The sequence below is a fragment of the Sporosarcina sp. ACRSM genome, assembly GCF_022346545.1.
Classification (GTDB): Bacteria; Bacillota; Bacilli; order Bacillales_A; family Planococcaceae; genus Sporosarcina.
Window position 1 is genome coordinate 561,514 of sequence record NZ_JAKRNU010000001.1, and the last position, 14,435, is coordinate 575,948.

General features: G+C 43.9%; 14 protein-coding genes. 5 read left to right on the top strand and 9 right to left on the bottom strand.

Annotated features, from left to right (window positions below; genetic code table 11):
• Positions 1-13 precede the first annotated feature (13 nt).
• Both coxB and cyoE read right to left on the bottom strand, forming a co-directional pair.
• Positions 14-1,078 carry a cytochrome c oxidase subunit II gene (coxB, locus tag MHZ95_RS02730; protein WP_239388959.1) on the bottom strand — a complete coding sequence of 355 codons (1,065 nt, stop codon included), beginning with the start codon at positions 1,076-1,078 and terminating at the stop codon, positions 14-16.
• A gap of 100 nt (positions 1,079-1,178) precedes the next feature.
• Entirely contained in the window at positions 1,179-2,096 is a 918-nt protein-coding gene (cyoE, locus tag MHZ95_RS02735; RefSeq protein ID WP_239388960.1) for a heme o synthase, read from the bottom strand.
• Between the two features lie 322 nt (positions 2,097-2,418).
• Here cyoE and MHZ95_RS02740 point away from each other — a divergent pair, with 322 nt between their 5' ends.
• The gene (locus MHZ95_RS02740) at positions 2,419-3,321 is read left to right on the top strand and encodes a COX15/CtaA family protein (RefSeq protein WP_255726526.1); all 903 of its coding nucleotides are present in this window, start codon (positions 2,419-2,421) and stop codon (positions 3,319-3,321) included.
• A 241-nt stretch (positions 3,322-3,562) separates the two neighbouring features.
• Here the strand turns inward: MHZ95_RS02740 and pyc are convergent, their stop codons facing one another.
• The 3 genes from pyc to MHZ95_RS02755 form a co-directional block, all read right to left on the bottom strand.
• The gene (pyc, locus tag MHZ95_RS02745) at positions 3,563-7,000 is read right to left on the bottom strand and encodes a pyruvate carboxylase (protein WP_239388961.1); all 3,438 of its coding nucleotides are present in this window, start codon (positions 6,998-7,000) and stop codon (positions 3,563-3,565) included.
• On the bottom strand, positions 7,000-8,181 hold the full coding sequence (locus MHZ95_RS02750; protein ID WP_239388962.1) for an FtsW/RodA/SpoVE family cell cycle protein: 1,182 nt from the start codon (positions 8,179-8,181) through the stop codon (positions 7,000-7,002). Before MHZ95_RS02750 ends, pyc begins: the two co-directional genes overlap by 1 nt.
• Positions 8,182-8,379: 198 nt before the next feature.
• The gene (locus MHZ95_RS02755; protein ID WP_239388963.1) at positions 8,380-8,661 is read right to left on the bottom strand and encodes an Fpa/YlaN family protein; all 282 of its coding nucleotides are present in this window, start codon (positions 8,659-8,661) and stop codon (positions 8,380-8,382) included.
• Positions 8,662-8,851: 190 nt separating this feature from the next.
• Here MHZ95_RS02755 and MHZ95_RS02760 point away from each other — a divergent pair, with 190 nt between their 5' ends.
• The gene (locus tag MHZ95_RS02760) at positions 8,852-9,352 is read left to right on the top strand and encodes a peptidyl-prolyl cis-trans isomerase (protein WP_239388964.1); all 501 of its coding nucleotides are present in this window, start codon (positions 8,852-8,854) and stop codon (positions 9,350-9,352) included.
• A gap of 12 nt (positions 9,353-9,364) precedes the next feature.
• Positions 9,365-9,568 (top strand): YlaI family protein, encoded by a 204-nt coding sequence (locus MHZ95_RS02765; protein ID WP_239388965.1) that lies wholly within the window; start codon positions 9,365-9,367, stop codon positions 9,566-9,568.
• Between the two features lie 35 nt (positions 9,569-9,603).
• Here MHZ95_RS02765 and MHZ95_RS02770 read toward each other — a convergent pair whose 3' ends face one another.
• Positions 9,604-9,945, bottom strand: a complete 342-nt coding sequence (locus MHZ95_RS02770) for a YlaH-like family protein (RefSeq protein ID WP_239388966.1) — start codon at positions 9,943-9,945, stop codon at positions 9,604-9,606.
• Between the two features lie 219 nt (positions 9,946-10,164).
• The gene (typA, locus tag MHZ95_RS02775; RefSeq protein ID WP_239388967.1) at positions 10,165-12,006 is read right to left on the bottom strand and encodes a translational GTPase TypA; all 1,842 of its coding nucleotides are present in this window, start codon (positions 12,004-12,006) and stop codon (positions 10,165-10,167) included.
• Between the two features lie 157 nt (positions 12,007-12,163).
• Here typA and MHZ95_RS02780 point away from each other — a divergent pair, with 157 nt between their 5' ends.
• Entirely contained in the window at positions 12,164-12,349 is a 186-nt protein-coding gene (locus tag MHZ95_RS02780) for a YlaF family protein (RefSeq protein WP_239388968.1), read from the top strand.
• Between the two features lie 59 nt (positions 12,350-12,408).
• Here MHZ95_RS02780 and MHZ95_RS02785 read toward each other — a convergent pair whose 3' ends face one another.
• Positions 12,409-13,203: an inositol monophosphatase family protein gene (locus MHZ95_RS02785; protein ID WP_239388969.1), complete on the bottom strand. Its 795-nt coding sequence runs from the start codon at positions 13,201-13,203 to the stop codon at positions 12,409-12,411.
• Positions 13,204-13,315: 112 nt separating this feature from the next.
• Positions 13,316-13,513 (bottom strand): hypothetical protein, encoded by a 198-nt coding sequence (locus MHZ95_RS02790; RefSeq protein WP_239388970.1) that lies wholly within the window; start codon positions 13,511-13,513, stop codon positions 13,316-13,318.
• 299 nt (positions 13,514-13,812) lie between these two features.
• Between MHZ95_RS02790 and MHZ95_RS02795 the strand changes: the two genes are divergently transcribed.
• Positions 13,813-14,430, top strand: a complete 618-nt coding sequence (locus tag MHZ95_RS02795; RefSeq protein WP_239388971.1) for a YktB family protein — start codon at positions 13,813-13,815, stop codon at positions 14,428-14,430.
• Positions 14,431-14,435: the final 5 nt, after the last annotated feature.

A 14,435-nucleotide genomic window follows, 5' to 3' on the forward strand; every position in this document is an offset into this window, starting at 1 on the left:
TCACATTGGCAAATTATTTTTCAACTGACAGTCCCATCAAATACGCTGCGATTGCATCAAGCTCCTCATCAGAAAACTGAGTGAACGATGGCATCGTATTCCCTGGTTTGTACTTTTGTGTATCAGTGATCCAGTTTTTCAGATCTTCTTCTGTATGGTCCATATAACCTGCTACGCGGTTACGGTCACCGAATGTCGCAAGGTTGGGCCCAGCCGCTCCTGATTCACCGACAGCTGACACTGCGTGACAACCGATACAGCTTTGCGCGAACAATTCTTCACCTTGGCTAACAGCTGTATCAGCTACACGGTCGCCCGTCGCTTGCATTGCTGTTACCCAGTTATCAAATTCTGCCCGTGGCATCGTCTTCACTTTGAAGTCCATTAGCGCATGCGATGGGCCGCAAAGCTCCGCACATTTACCGTAGAAAACGCCATCTTTCAAATCTTTAGAGTCTTTTTCAAAAACAAGATAGAACTTGTTGACGTTCTCAACGTTCGTATCCAGTTTACCGCCTACTGCCGGAATCCAGAAGGAGTGCTTGACATCGGCTGCGATCAGGTTGAAATAGACTTTTTCGTCCATTGGTACAACCAATTCTTGCGCAGTGACGATTCCAAGATCAGGGTATTCAAATTCCCACCAGTAGAGTTTTGCCGTAACGTCTACGACAAGATTTTCCGCGTTTCCGTCTTCATCTACCGCATCCATCGCTGATACATCCCCAAGTTTATATGTGTAATAAACTGATGGAACAGCCATAATCAGAACAAGGATGATCGGAATGATTGTCCATATAAGTTCGAGTGTATGGCTTCCTTCCACTTGTTCCGGGATGTGATCCTCACCCAATTTTGAACGTCGGAAACGAATGAGTGAAATCACATAGATGGTTACTACAACAAAGATGACCAATAACATGATCGCCGATGTTAGCATCAGCAAATTGAATTGATCCCTTCCGACTTCACCAGCCGGGAGAAGCGTAGATAGCTCTTCTTGGCCACATCCCGCAAGGAACACGGTAAGAGCTGCTAATAGAGAAAAGAGACGCCACTTTTTGAGTCCTTTCATCATCGCTTAATGATACCTCTCTTTCTGAAAAAATGTTTTCTTGTCCTGAGGACTGTTGACCTTTTATATATGAATTCCTGTTCAAAGAAAGAATTCCCGTTTATCATATAAAAATCGAGAAAATAATCATGGCAACAAATAGGATTGTCATGTAATTCAAGGAATAGACGAACATCCCGGTTGCCCATTTCAAATCATCTTTCACTGTAAAGCCTTTCACCGCTAAATAGAGCCATCCGATATTCAATGCTGTCGCCAATACAAGGAACCCGATTCCGAGCTGTGGCAGCAGGAATGGAATGGGAAATAATAAGAGCACCCATCCTAACATCGACTTCTTCGTTCTTTTGAACCCTTTGACAACTGGCAGCATCGGTATGTTCGCTGCTCGATACTCCTCTGTCCGGCGCATTGCCAACGCATAGAAATGCGGCGGTTGCCAGACGAACATGATAAAAAACAATGCCCAAGCGCCAGCGCCCAATGCCGGTTCAACTGCAGCCCAGCCGATCAAAGGCGGAATGGCACCGGAAATACTTCCGACGACTGTATTGCTGACATGCTTTCGCTTTGACCACATCGAATAGAGTACAACATAACTGAAGATACCCGCAAGTCCCCATAAGCCAGCGGCTAGAGAGGCTGAAAACAATAAGATTTCACCTACGACAATGAAAGTGAGCGCAAGTGCCAACACAGCCGGTGCTTTGAATCGACCTGTGACTGTCGGTCTGGAATTCGTTCTTGTCATGATCGGATCGATATCCCGATCGATTAAGTTATTCAATGCCGCTGATCCGGCAATGATCAATCCCGATCCGCCCAAAGCGTAAACGAGCAAATCGAGCTTATGTAGAAAGTGGCCGCCTGTGAATTGGATTGCTAGAAATAGTCCAGTGAACGTCGTGATCATATTCGAATTGACAATACCGATTTTAATAAGTGCTAGAAAATCCTTTAACAGAGAAGCCGTCACAACCTCAGATTCAGTACGTGTAGAAATTGTACGACCGTTTGACATGTTCCCCCTCCTTTCAAAATTGTCGGTATCCCCACTTTACTTAACTATAGCGAAAATTAGGACTGATTTCTATACTAAAGCAAGATTTCCCCTATTTTCCGTGGAAGAACGACATATATATTCTGATACCCTATCTATAGTAAATCATTTCTATTACCCTTTTGTGAAGTTAAAGCGTCTTTTTTATGAACAATTTGTGAATTGAGCCTCTATTACATGCTTTTTCACCGTTCGACATTGTTTTTACACGCTTTTTTCGTTATCATCGGAAACGTAACGAATATTTAATCATGGTCATCAAACATAAAGTAGGTGTCTTTTTTTGAATTATAACAAGTATTTGAAATGGTTTGCTGTCGCCTCGACAATCGGGATGCTTCTCATTTTACTGGGCGGAGCCCTCGTAACGAAAACCGACAGCGGGATGGGGTGTGGAAGGCACTGGCCCGGATGTAACGGCCAACTGATTCCCGACGAAATCACCCCTGAAGTACTTATTGAATTTTCACATCGGTTAGTTACCGGTGCCGTCGGTATCTTTATTGTCGTTTTGGCTGTTTGGTCTTGGAAAGCGCTTGGACATGTTCGGGAAACGAAATTTTTAGCGTTTATGGCTGTCTTCTTTCTAATTTTGCAAGCATTGATCGGAGCTGCCCAAGTATTATGGGGACAAGGCGATTTCATCCTTGCGCTTCACTTCGGTATTTCACTCATCTCCTTTGCAGCAGTCCTGTTATTGACACTTCTCATTTTTGAAGTGGATCAAAAATTCGATGCGGACAAAATACGGATCGGGAAACGTTTAAAATGGCATACAATTGGTGTATCCGTCTATTCCTATATCGTTGTCTATACCGGGGCTCTCGTTCGTCATACAGATTCGGGACTCGTTTGCTCAGACTGGCCACTTTGCCGGAATGGCGCTTTCGAACTTCCACGTAATCTATTTGAATGGGTACAGATGGGCCATAGAGCCGCGGCTGCACTGATCTTCATCTGGATTGGGATCATCATGCTCCATGCGATACGTCATTATGCACAACAACGTGCCATCTACTGGGGATGGATCATCGCTTTCATACTTGTAACACTCCAGGTGATTACCGGTATGACCGTCGTTCTGACAAAGCTCAATCTCTATATCGCTTTGCTTCACTCATTGTTCATTACCCTCCTTTTCGGTTTACTAACGTATATGATTCTACTGGTTTCTAGAAGTAAATAAATAACATGTATAAAGGACCTCCTCATAACGAGAAGGTCCTTTTTATCTTCATTCAGTAGAAGACTCCCACCTCGATAGGTGGCAAGATGAATGCGGTTTTGTTTCCTGTTCAGCGGGTGTTCAAACGCCCGCTGAACGAAGATAAAGCCTCCGGCGGATGTCACAGATTTTGAAAGGAGTTAATTGAGCCTTGCGCAATTCAAAATCTGGACGCAATCACGCCAAGGCGTGATTGAATGTTTTATTGCTCCAATTCAATCAGTAAATCGCCGGTTGCAATCGATTCGCCTGCTGAAACGTAAATCTCTTTCACGACGCCATCGAACGGTGCTTGGATCGTCGTTTCCATTTTCATCGCCTCTGTGATGAGCAGATGCTCGCCGCGCTTCACTTTAGCGCCATGCGAGACGGCTACTTTCAAAACGGTTCCCGGCATCGTCGCTGCGATATGAGCGGCATTCGAAAGATCTGCCTTTTGTTTGCGGATCGTGACAGACTCAACACTTAAATCATCAATGATCACTTCACGCGGTTGACCATTCAACTCAAAGTAAATGACTCGCGTCGCATCGGATTGTGGTTCACCGATCGAAACAAGCTTAACGATCAATGTCTTCCCTTTTTCGATTTCAATTTCGACTTCCTCGCCTAAGCGCATTCCATAGAGGAATTCAGGCGTCGGGATCACCGATACATCCCCGAATTGTTGGTTCATCTTCGCATATTCCTCGAACACTTTCGGATATAAAGCATACGAGAGGACTTCATGACTTGTAACAGGACGTCCCAATTTTTGATTCAATTCATCACGCATTTGAACAAAGTCGGCATCCTCCAACAACTCCCCTGGACGGACGGTGATCGCTTCACGTTCTTTTAGAATGACTTTTTGCAGTTCTTCCGGGAATCCGCCATACGGTTGACCGATATATCCTTCGAAAAACTCAATTACGGATTCTGGGAAGTCGATCGATTTCCCTCTTTCCAGAACGGACTCTTCATCCAAATCATTCTGGACCATGAACAATGCCATATCCCCGACAACTTTGGAAGAAGGCGTCACTTTGACGACATCGCCGAACAATAGGTTCACGCGGGAATACATATCCTTCACATCTTCCCAACGTTCGCCCAAGCCGACCGCTTTTGCTTGTTGTTGTAGGTTGGAATATTGTCCACCCGGCATCTCGTGTACGTAAATTTCCGAATGCGGACTAATCATCCCACTTTCGAAATGCTGGTAATACTTCCGGACATCTTCCCAGTAGTAGGACAATTCTTCAAGTGCTTGCACATTTGTACGCACATTGCGTTTACCACCTTGTAGCGCATAGTGCAAGGAGCTTGCAGAAGGTTGGGAAGTGAGACCCGCCATCGATCCGAGCGCTGTATCGACAATATCTACACCTGCTTCAACCGCTTTTGCATACATGAAGATCCCATTGCCGCTCGTATCATGTGAATGCAGATGAATCGGCAGATCCACCGTCTCTTTCAATTCAGAAATCAAGCGATAGGCCGCTTCCGGTTTCAGCAATCCCGCCATATCTTTAATCGCAAGAATATGGGCACCAGCCGCTTCCAGCTCTTTTGCCATTTCTTTATAATAGCCGACCGTATATTTCGCACGGGAATCGTCTAAGATATCCCCTGTATAACAAATGGCCGCTTCTGCAATTTTTCCAGCTTCACGCGTTGCGTCAATCGCCACTTCCATCCCTTTGATCCAGTTCAGACTGTCAAAGATCCGGAACACATCAATTCCCGCTTCTGCGGACTTCTGGACAAACTCACGAATGACATTGTCGGGATAATTTTTATAACCGACAGCATTTGCCCCTCTGAATAACATTTGGAATAAGACGTTCGGAATTTGTTCCCGTAATTTCAATAGTCGATCCCAAGGGCTTTCTTTCAAAAATCGGTAAGAGACGTCAAATGTAGCACCGCCCCACATTTCATAAGAAAACAGATCGGGCATCAGCCTCGCGGATTCGGAGGCAATTGATGTAATATCGGACGTTCGGACACGCGTAGCCAACAGCGATTGGTGTGCATCCCGGAAAGTCGTGTCTGTTAATAAGACATCATTCTGCTCTTTAATCCATTTTACGAGTCCTTCCGCTCCGCGTTCGTCCAAAATCTGCTTCGTGCCAGCTGGAGGCGGTGCAAGCAAATCGACTTGCGGCTTTCTGACTGGATGGAATACCGGTTTTGACTCCTTTCCGATACCCGGGAATCCGTTGATCGTCACATTCCCGATGTAATTCAACATTTTCGTTCCACGGTCTAAACGCTTTGGAAATAGGAAAAGCTCCGGCGTCGAATCAATAAAGCTTGTATCATAATTCCCATTGAGGAAATCTTTATGTTTCACAACATTTCCAAGGAACGGGATATTCGTTTTAATCCCACGGATCCTGAATTCTTGTAAGTTTCTGTCCATTTTGGATGCAGCTTCGCGGAACGTCATGCCCCACGTAGAAACTTTAACTAGCAAGGAATCATAATATGGTGTGATGACAGCACCTTGGAATCCATTTCCGGCATCCAATCGAACTCCGAAACCACCACCAGAACGATAGACCATTAGCTTACCAGTATCCGGCATGAAATCATTCAACGGATCTTCCGTCGTTACGCGGGATTGAATCGCATAACCGAATAACGGAACTTCCTGCTGATGAGGAATGGCCGTTTCCCCTTTATGCAAATCTTGTCCATCCGCAATATGAATTTGAGCATGAACGATATCAACACCTGTAATCATTTCGGTGATCGTATGCTCAACTTGAATCCGTGGATTCACTTCGATGAAATAGAAACGCCCATCGGCAACGAGAAATTCAACAGTGCCCGCATTTATATAGTCTACATTACGCATCAGCTGAACAGCTGCATCACAGATTTGTTGACGCAATCCCTCTTCCAATGAAATAGATGGGGCAATTTCCACCACTTTCTGATGGCGTCTTTGAATTGAGCAATCACGCTCATACAAGTGGATCACATTCCCGAACGAATCCCCGAGAACTTGTACTTCAATATGCTTTGGCTGATTGATATATTTTTCAACGTATACTTCATCCGATCCGAAGGCCGATTTAGCTTCAGATCTCGCCCGCTCATAGGCTTCCAGCACTTCATCGGCAGTTTGGACGATCCGCATTCCACGGCCTCCACCACCAAGTGATGCCTTTATAATAATCGGATAACCGTGTGTTTCCCCGAAATTAGCAACCTCTTCAACAGATGTAACGGGACCATCACTGCCAGGAATGACAGGAATGCCTGCGTTAATCGCCTGTTCCCGTGCCTTTACTTTATCTCCAAACATATCGAGGTGTTTTGAAGTCGGACCGATGAAAATAATGCCTTCCTCTTCCAATCGACGAGCAAACTCCTCATTTTCCGCCAAAAATCCATACCCCGGATGAATCGCATTAGCGCCTGAATCTTTCGCAATCGCAATGATACCCTCAATATCAAGGTATGCATCAATCGGCTTTTTCCCTTCCCCCACGAGATACGATTCATCTGCCTTGTAACGGTGGAATGATCCGCTGTCTTCAGCTGAATAGATACCGACTGTCGGAATCTTTAATTCGGTACAAGCCCGAAAAATACGTATAGCGATTTCCCCCCGGTTTGCTACAAGAATCTTCTTTATCTTCTCCATTACGAGGCACTCCCTTTTCTGTTTTCTCTTCGCATTTTTTCGAATATTGACACGTTCATCAATATTCCTACAGCTAACGATAGCAGAATTACGGAAGTTCCGCCATAACTAATAAACGGCAGAGGTACCCCTGTAAGCGGTATCAGCCCCGTCAAACCGCCCAAATTTACAAATGTTTGGATTCCAATAACACTTCCGATACCTGCGGCAAGCATCCGCGCCTGCGGGTCTTTTGCGCGCAACGCAATCATTAACGCACGCAAAACAATGAAACCTAACCCACCAATGACGATAATCGTCCCGAGTATCCCCACTTCTTCGGAAATCACCGCCATAATGACATCGGTATGCGGTTCAGGCAAATAGCCCATCTTTTGAACGGAGTTTCCGAGACCAAGCCCTTTCATTCCTCCTGCCCCGATCGCAATATACCCATTGGCAATTTGATAGCCCGATCCCAATTCATAGTCGAATGGGTTCAAGAAGGACAGCAAGCGCCCTTTTCGGCTGCCCGTCATAATGTTATCCCATGCAAAGTACATGCCGATCACCACAGGGATCATGACGACTCCAACAATCCCGCTCAATTTCCAAAAAGTTCGCAGCTTAATGCCACTTGCTGCCATGACTGATAATGCAGCCATGATAATGATGAAGGAGGTACCGATATCCGTCTCCATCATGATCGAAACGATCACAAGAAATAGGACCGTTACAGGTGGCCCAATCGACTGATTCAAACTATCAATTGTGCCGGATTCGTATTTCTTGGCAAAAACACTAGCAAAATAGACAATAATGACCAGTTTCGCGACTTCAGAAGGTTGAATACTTCCAAATCCTAAGTAAATCCAACTTCGCGCCCCTTTGTCCTCACCATAACCGATAAAATGGACGAGAAATAATAGCGCGAACATACCTATCAATGAAAAAATCATTAATTTCTTTCGCTTGAAGTTTTTATAGGGGAAAAATGCAGCAATGAGAAAAGCTGGGTAGGCAAGTTTTAAATTCGTCAGTTGCTTTTGAAAAAAATAGTCCGGCTCATAGCCATATTTATTGACTGCCCAAACCATGCTTGAGCTGTAGATCATCACAAGCCCAAACAAAGTCAATATCAAGTAGACAAAGAAAAGGGGAAAGTCAAAATTCCGTATCATTCGTTTCGTGTATGTTTTCATTAACAAAACCTCGTTATCTATCAATTACTCCATTTATACAAATGAAATATTGCTGCATCCGGCTCCCCGTATCCAGCATCACTTATGCGTACAAAATCCATCGTGATAAGTGTCTAACTAGGACGTCTCATCCTAGACATGAGTTTCACTGTCCGTAAACAAAAAACTCAAACCATTGTGGTAGTTTGAGTTTTCAACTTACTTCTTCGTATATAATTCGTGCAGAACGTTCATTTCCTTCTCCAGTAAAGAAAGGATTTCGTTCCCTTTTGAACGTTCGATAAGACCAAGCTTCACCGCAAAATCAATCTCGCGCGCAAGGCCGTACATTTGCGTGTCCAGTACCTCTTCATAGAGCGGGCACTGCGGCATCGTCAAATGGTCCATTTGCACTTTGATCAGTTGTGCGATCTTATCTGCATCTGCCTGTAGTTGCTTCAAGGCTTTTTCTTGATATGTTTCTTGCAATTCTATATCCATGAGGACGCCCCCATCAACCTATTATTTCTGAACGTTCATTATGAATAAATTGTATCTTTTGAACCCGGAAATTGCAAGTGTTACCTTTTTAGTTTTTGGGAAAAGAGTAGCAAAAACTTTTCTTAACCACCACTAAACGTTATACTGAAATGAAAATGTACTTTATCAAGACACGTAGGGGGATATCATTTTGGAGTCAATTATTCCGATTAAAGGAAATGTACGTCATCAAATTACGCTCGATCCGACTGTTTGGATATTCGATGATCGCCGGATCGATTTAGAAACTTTTTTCACATCAGATTATGTCGAAAAGGACGAAATTGAAGAGTATAAAAGGGATATGGGTGCACATTGGTCGCGTGAAATCATGGAAGGTGCAACATTTCCACCAACGCTAAAAAGTGAAAAGAAATATGAAAAGACAAGAATGCTTACAGGGACATTCGGCATGCACCTGAACCATTTTGTTAACAATGCAAAGCCTGCCCAAGATGCGCATACGCTTATACTCGAAACATCGAATGGAGAGGAGCACGCCTTCCCACTTGCACAAGCCGACGAACTCATCTTAAAATTTAGCGAAAAAGGAAAACCGATCCTTGAAAATGGGCCCGTCTATGTCCTTTTCAAAGACGGTTCAAATCTCAATGATCCAATCCGCAGCGTCAATGCGATCAGAATCGACTAAGGAGTGATTTCAATGCGAGTGAAATGCGTCATGTGCGATGAAATCGGAAAGTTGCCTGACGATGCACCTTTAGCAAAAAAACTAAGGAATCGTCCAATACACACCTATATGTGTGACTCCTGCAACGAGCGGATCACAACGAAAACAATCGCCCGGATTGCAACCGGGAACTTCATTTTCCACCGAAGCTCACATCCCGTTGAAAAAGATTTTTAAACAGGACATGCTTATGAAAAGAAGACCTTGCCGCATTATGCGACAGGGTCTTCTTTTTTGTCCTTATATTCATTCATCCGACGAACTCGATAAATGATCAAGATCAGGGCAGCAACGATCAGTCCTTCTACAATCGGAAGATAAATAGCAAAAAACGTCAATATTATACATCCGAAAAAAAGAAAAATATAAACGACTACATTTTGCCAAAACTTTATTTTCCTAGCAAACCCAAGCTTAAATACAATGGCCGAAAGGATGAAAACAACAGCAAATAACAATATTCCAGTCGCAGAAGATGAAGTCATTTCATAAATCATACGTGCAATTGGAGACATTGCTTCGATTGCTTCTGCATCCCCGATAGTACCATTCATTTAGCACATTCCCTTCTAATCCCAGCGATTGTACGCATTCTTTTTTATCCCGCTTTAACGGGCAGTAAGACTCCCATCTCAAGACTTCAGTAAAACGATAAGGATAGGTGGGAGATCAACTGCCCGTAAAAGCCCGATTGGTTCAACTAACAATCAGTGGGGGATGAGGAAAACCCCCACTGATTGAAGTTTCACTTTATAGCTACTTACTACTATAAATCATTCTGCAGTTTTTTTCTTCTTTTGAACCCGTTCACGTTCGTTCTTATCAAGAATTTTCTTACGAAGTCGGATCGATTCCGGTGTCACTTCGCAGTACTCATCGTCATCCAAATATTGCAATGCTTCTTCAAGAGACATAATACGCGGTTTTTTCGTCGTGACTGTCTGATCTTTTGTCGCTGAGCGGACGTTTGTCGCCTGTTTCGCTTTCGTCAAGTTGATCGTCAAATCATTTTCGCGTGTATTTTCCCCTACAATCATACCAGCATAAATATCTGTTCCTGCTTCTACGAACATCGTTCCACGATCTTCCAGTTGCATGATGCTGTATGGTGTAGCAGTTCCGTTTTCCATTGACACAAGAACACCGTTTCGACGACCGCCGACTTTCCCTTTCGCCATCGGTTTATACGAATCGAATGTATGGTTCATGATTCCGTATCCTCTTGTCATTGTCAGAAATTCCGTCGAATAGCCGATAAGCCCGCGTGCCGGTACTAGGAAAATGAGTCGGACTTGTCCATTTCCGTTATTGATCATATCGAGCATTTCACCTTTGCGTTCACCGATCGACTCGATTACAGACCCTGTATGCTCTTCTGGGATATCGATCTGTACGCGCTCAACTGGTTCTGAACGGACCCCATCGATTTCTTTGACAATAACTTCGGGTTTTGAAACTTGAAGCTCATAGCCTTCACGTCTCATATTTTCTATCAGGATGGAAAGATGCAATTCACCGCGCCCAGAGACGACCCAAGCATCCGGTGAATCTGTCGGATCGACACGTAGGGACACATCCGTCTGCAATTGCTGTTCAAGCCGTTCTTCGATCTTTCTGGCCGTCACCCATTTCCCTTCCTTGCCGGCAAACGGACTGTTATTGACAAGGAATGTCATTTGAAGTGTCGGTTCATCAATATACAATTCAGGCAATGCTTCAGGATGGTCAACAGGACAAATCGTTTCCCCAACATCGATATTTTCCATTCCGGAAACCGCTACGAGGTCACCTGCAAACGCTTCTTCGATATCTACGCGCTTCAATCCAAGGAACCCGGACATTTTCGTCACGCGGAAGTTTTTCAATGAGCCGTCCCGCTTCATAACGGAAACTTGCTGCCCAACTCTCATCGTTCCGCGGAAAATACGACCGATGCCGATACGACCGACGTAATCGCTATAATCCAATAACGATACTTGGAACTGTAACGGTTCTTCACGATTATCGATCGGTGCAGGAATGTGTTCGATGATCGCATCATAGAGGACGCGCAATGTATCTTCCTGTTCAGCAGGATCAGAAGATAAGCTAGCTGTTCCGTTGAATCCGGATGCATAGACGACCGGGAATTCCAGTTGCTCGTCATTGGCGTCCAGTTCGATGAATAACTCCAATACTTCATCGACAACTTCCTCAGGTCGTGCAAACTCGCGGTCAATCTTGTTGACAACAACAATCGGCTTGATATTTTCTTCAAGCGCTTTTTTAAGAACAAAACGGGTTTGCGGCATACATCCTTCATACGAATCGACGACAAGAATGACGCCGTCCACCATTTTCAAAATCCGCTCCACTTCTCCACCGAAGTCTGCGTGTCCAGGTGTATCCAAAATGTTGATTTTTGTATCTTTATAGTGAATTGCTGTGTTTTTCGCAAGGATCGTTATGCCACGTTCACGTTCAATATCGTTTGAATCCATTGCACGTTCGTCCACTTGCTCATTTGAACGAAAAATACCTGATTGCTTCAAAAGCTGGTCGACAAGTGTCGTTTTTCCGTGGTCGACGTGTGCGATAATTGCTATATTCCGTAAATCATTACGTTTATTTGTCATGGTTTCACTCCATTTGTCTTTTTTCAGTTGGTTAACTGTGTTATTATAGCACATGATGAGACGATTCAAAAACATTTTTATTTTAACGACTAGACGCCTTCAATTCTGCTGAGGCAATTGCGTCAAAGCGGGTTTGATGAATAATGGAGGGATTTTCTTGAAAGACATTAAATGGATTTTTGTTTTTTATTCGCTAGCTGCGGTCGCCTCGATGTGTGCGATCGGCGTTTCTGTCGCCATTGCAAGTCCCCTGTTAGCCATTTTCGCCTTCGTCGCCTTGATCTTCGTTATGGGCAATGGCTTCAAAACGAAAAAACGGATGCGGGAACAAGGTTTACTATAATACTTCAGTGAAAAAGGACTGCTCAGAATGCTCAACGATCCTTCTACAGTCCTTTTTTCTTATTGTTTCAACTGAATGTAGTTTGTCAGTAATTCCCGATGCAAACCCGGTCGAGCAACGATAAACGGCTCTTGGCCAAGCAAGCCGGGCGCCTCGCCTTTCAAATTGGTCGCGACAGCTCCGACCTCCTGTGCGATCACGATGCCTCCTGCGATATCCCACGGGGACAGGCGCATCGATACGTACGCATCCAACCTTCCTGTAGAGACATGAGCCAACTCGATCGCTGCAGAGCCGTATGATCTTGTTCCCCTACACGCTTTCACCATTTCAATCACTTTCTCATTGTCGATATGACGATTCGGAGCAACCCAACTTGCGTTAATGCCGATGATCGCATCTGAAAGTGGCGTTATTTCCAATTGCGGCAAACGTTCGTGATTCAAATAGGCCCCTTCACCTTTCACTGCGTAATAAAAATCATCCCCCATCACATCGTATATGTATCCGAGCATGCCGACCCCGTCGGCATAAATGCCTAGCGATATGGCGAAATTGCGTTTTTGATGGACAAAATTCATCGTCCCGTCAATCGGATCCAACATCCAAATGACACCCTCCAATGATTGGACATCATCGCCAAATCCCTCTTCACCGAGTATGCGGTGCGTCGGGAAATCCCGTTTGATCCGACTGATAAAAAAACGTTCCACTTCCCGGTCTATATTCGTCACTAAATCATTCGCATCCGCTTTTGTCTCTACATCGATCTGTTTATAAAAAGAAACCCGAATTAGATGACCCGCTTCTTTAATGAGCGATTTCGCGTATCGGTCAATATGCCCCCAATTCATCATACATCCCCCCGATCTTTCTCTTTACAGTATAACGAAAAAGGCATCCGATTTCACATTCTTCGTTTCCGAAGGACGTGAAGGAATGCCTTTTCCGGTTAAAGGCTCGCTTTTAAGCGAAACCATTCAAAATCTCCAACTCACGGTGAAGTTCCATGAGTCTCTTATTGCTTTTTGATTTTTGTTCGGCATCATCTTCTTGAATTGCATCAAATAATGTCGCCAATTCATAATCGAGCTCCAAATTCAACAACTTCACATATTCTTTCTCTACATCCGCTTTTCGAATCACATGGACGACCTGTTTCATAATTGACACCCCTTTTCAAAATGAATGGTTTAAATTTTCTGTTACTTATAACTTATGCTCGCGCTATAGCTTGCTCTAGTTATAAGCCTTGTTGGTAAGATTGTTCCCCGATTTCTGTTAAGATAAACGTGGGAATGGAATTACGAAGGAGGCAAACGGTAATTCTTTTTTTCGAAAGCCAAGATTTTTTTCACCTCTCCTCCACAAAGAATTGAAACACCCATCCAACACTTCGCTGTATTTTTTTAGAAATTATTTAACGAAAACAAGCTTCAAAAAATAGAAAGGTGGCAATACATATGCATTTTGAGGGTTTTGTCCAAAATGACTTCGACACATTTAAGATTGAAGGGTTATCCGAACGCATGGAAGCGATTCAGAATCGTATACAGCCAAAATTTCGTGCGATCGGCGAACCTTTGACAGAAGACCTTGCCATGATGTTGGGGAATGAGATGCATTTACATATCGCAAGACATGCGAGAAGAACAGTGAATCCGCCCAACGATACATGGTTGGCGATCTGCAACAATAAACGAGGATACAAACAACATCCACATTTCCAGATTGGATTGTATGACGATCATTTATTCATCTGGTTGGCTTTTATTTATGAATTGCCAAACAAACAAAAAATCGCTTCCACGTTTCTTGATCATATGGACGATATTGTGAAAATTGTACCAACCGACTATGTCGTATCGATGGATCATATGAAAAAAGACAAGGAATCGATGGAAGAGATCGATCTGCATGCCGCTTTAGAAAGGTTTCGCAACGTCAAAAAAGCCGAATTTCTCATCGGGAGACATATCGCCTCAAATGATCCGATTGTAAAAGACGGCAAAGCGCTATATGAAATTGTAAAAGATACGTTCGAAACACTACTCCCGCTTTATACATTGGCCTACAAATAATAAAA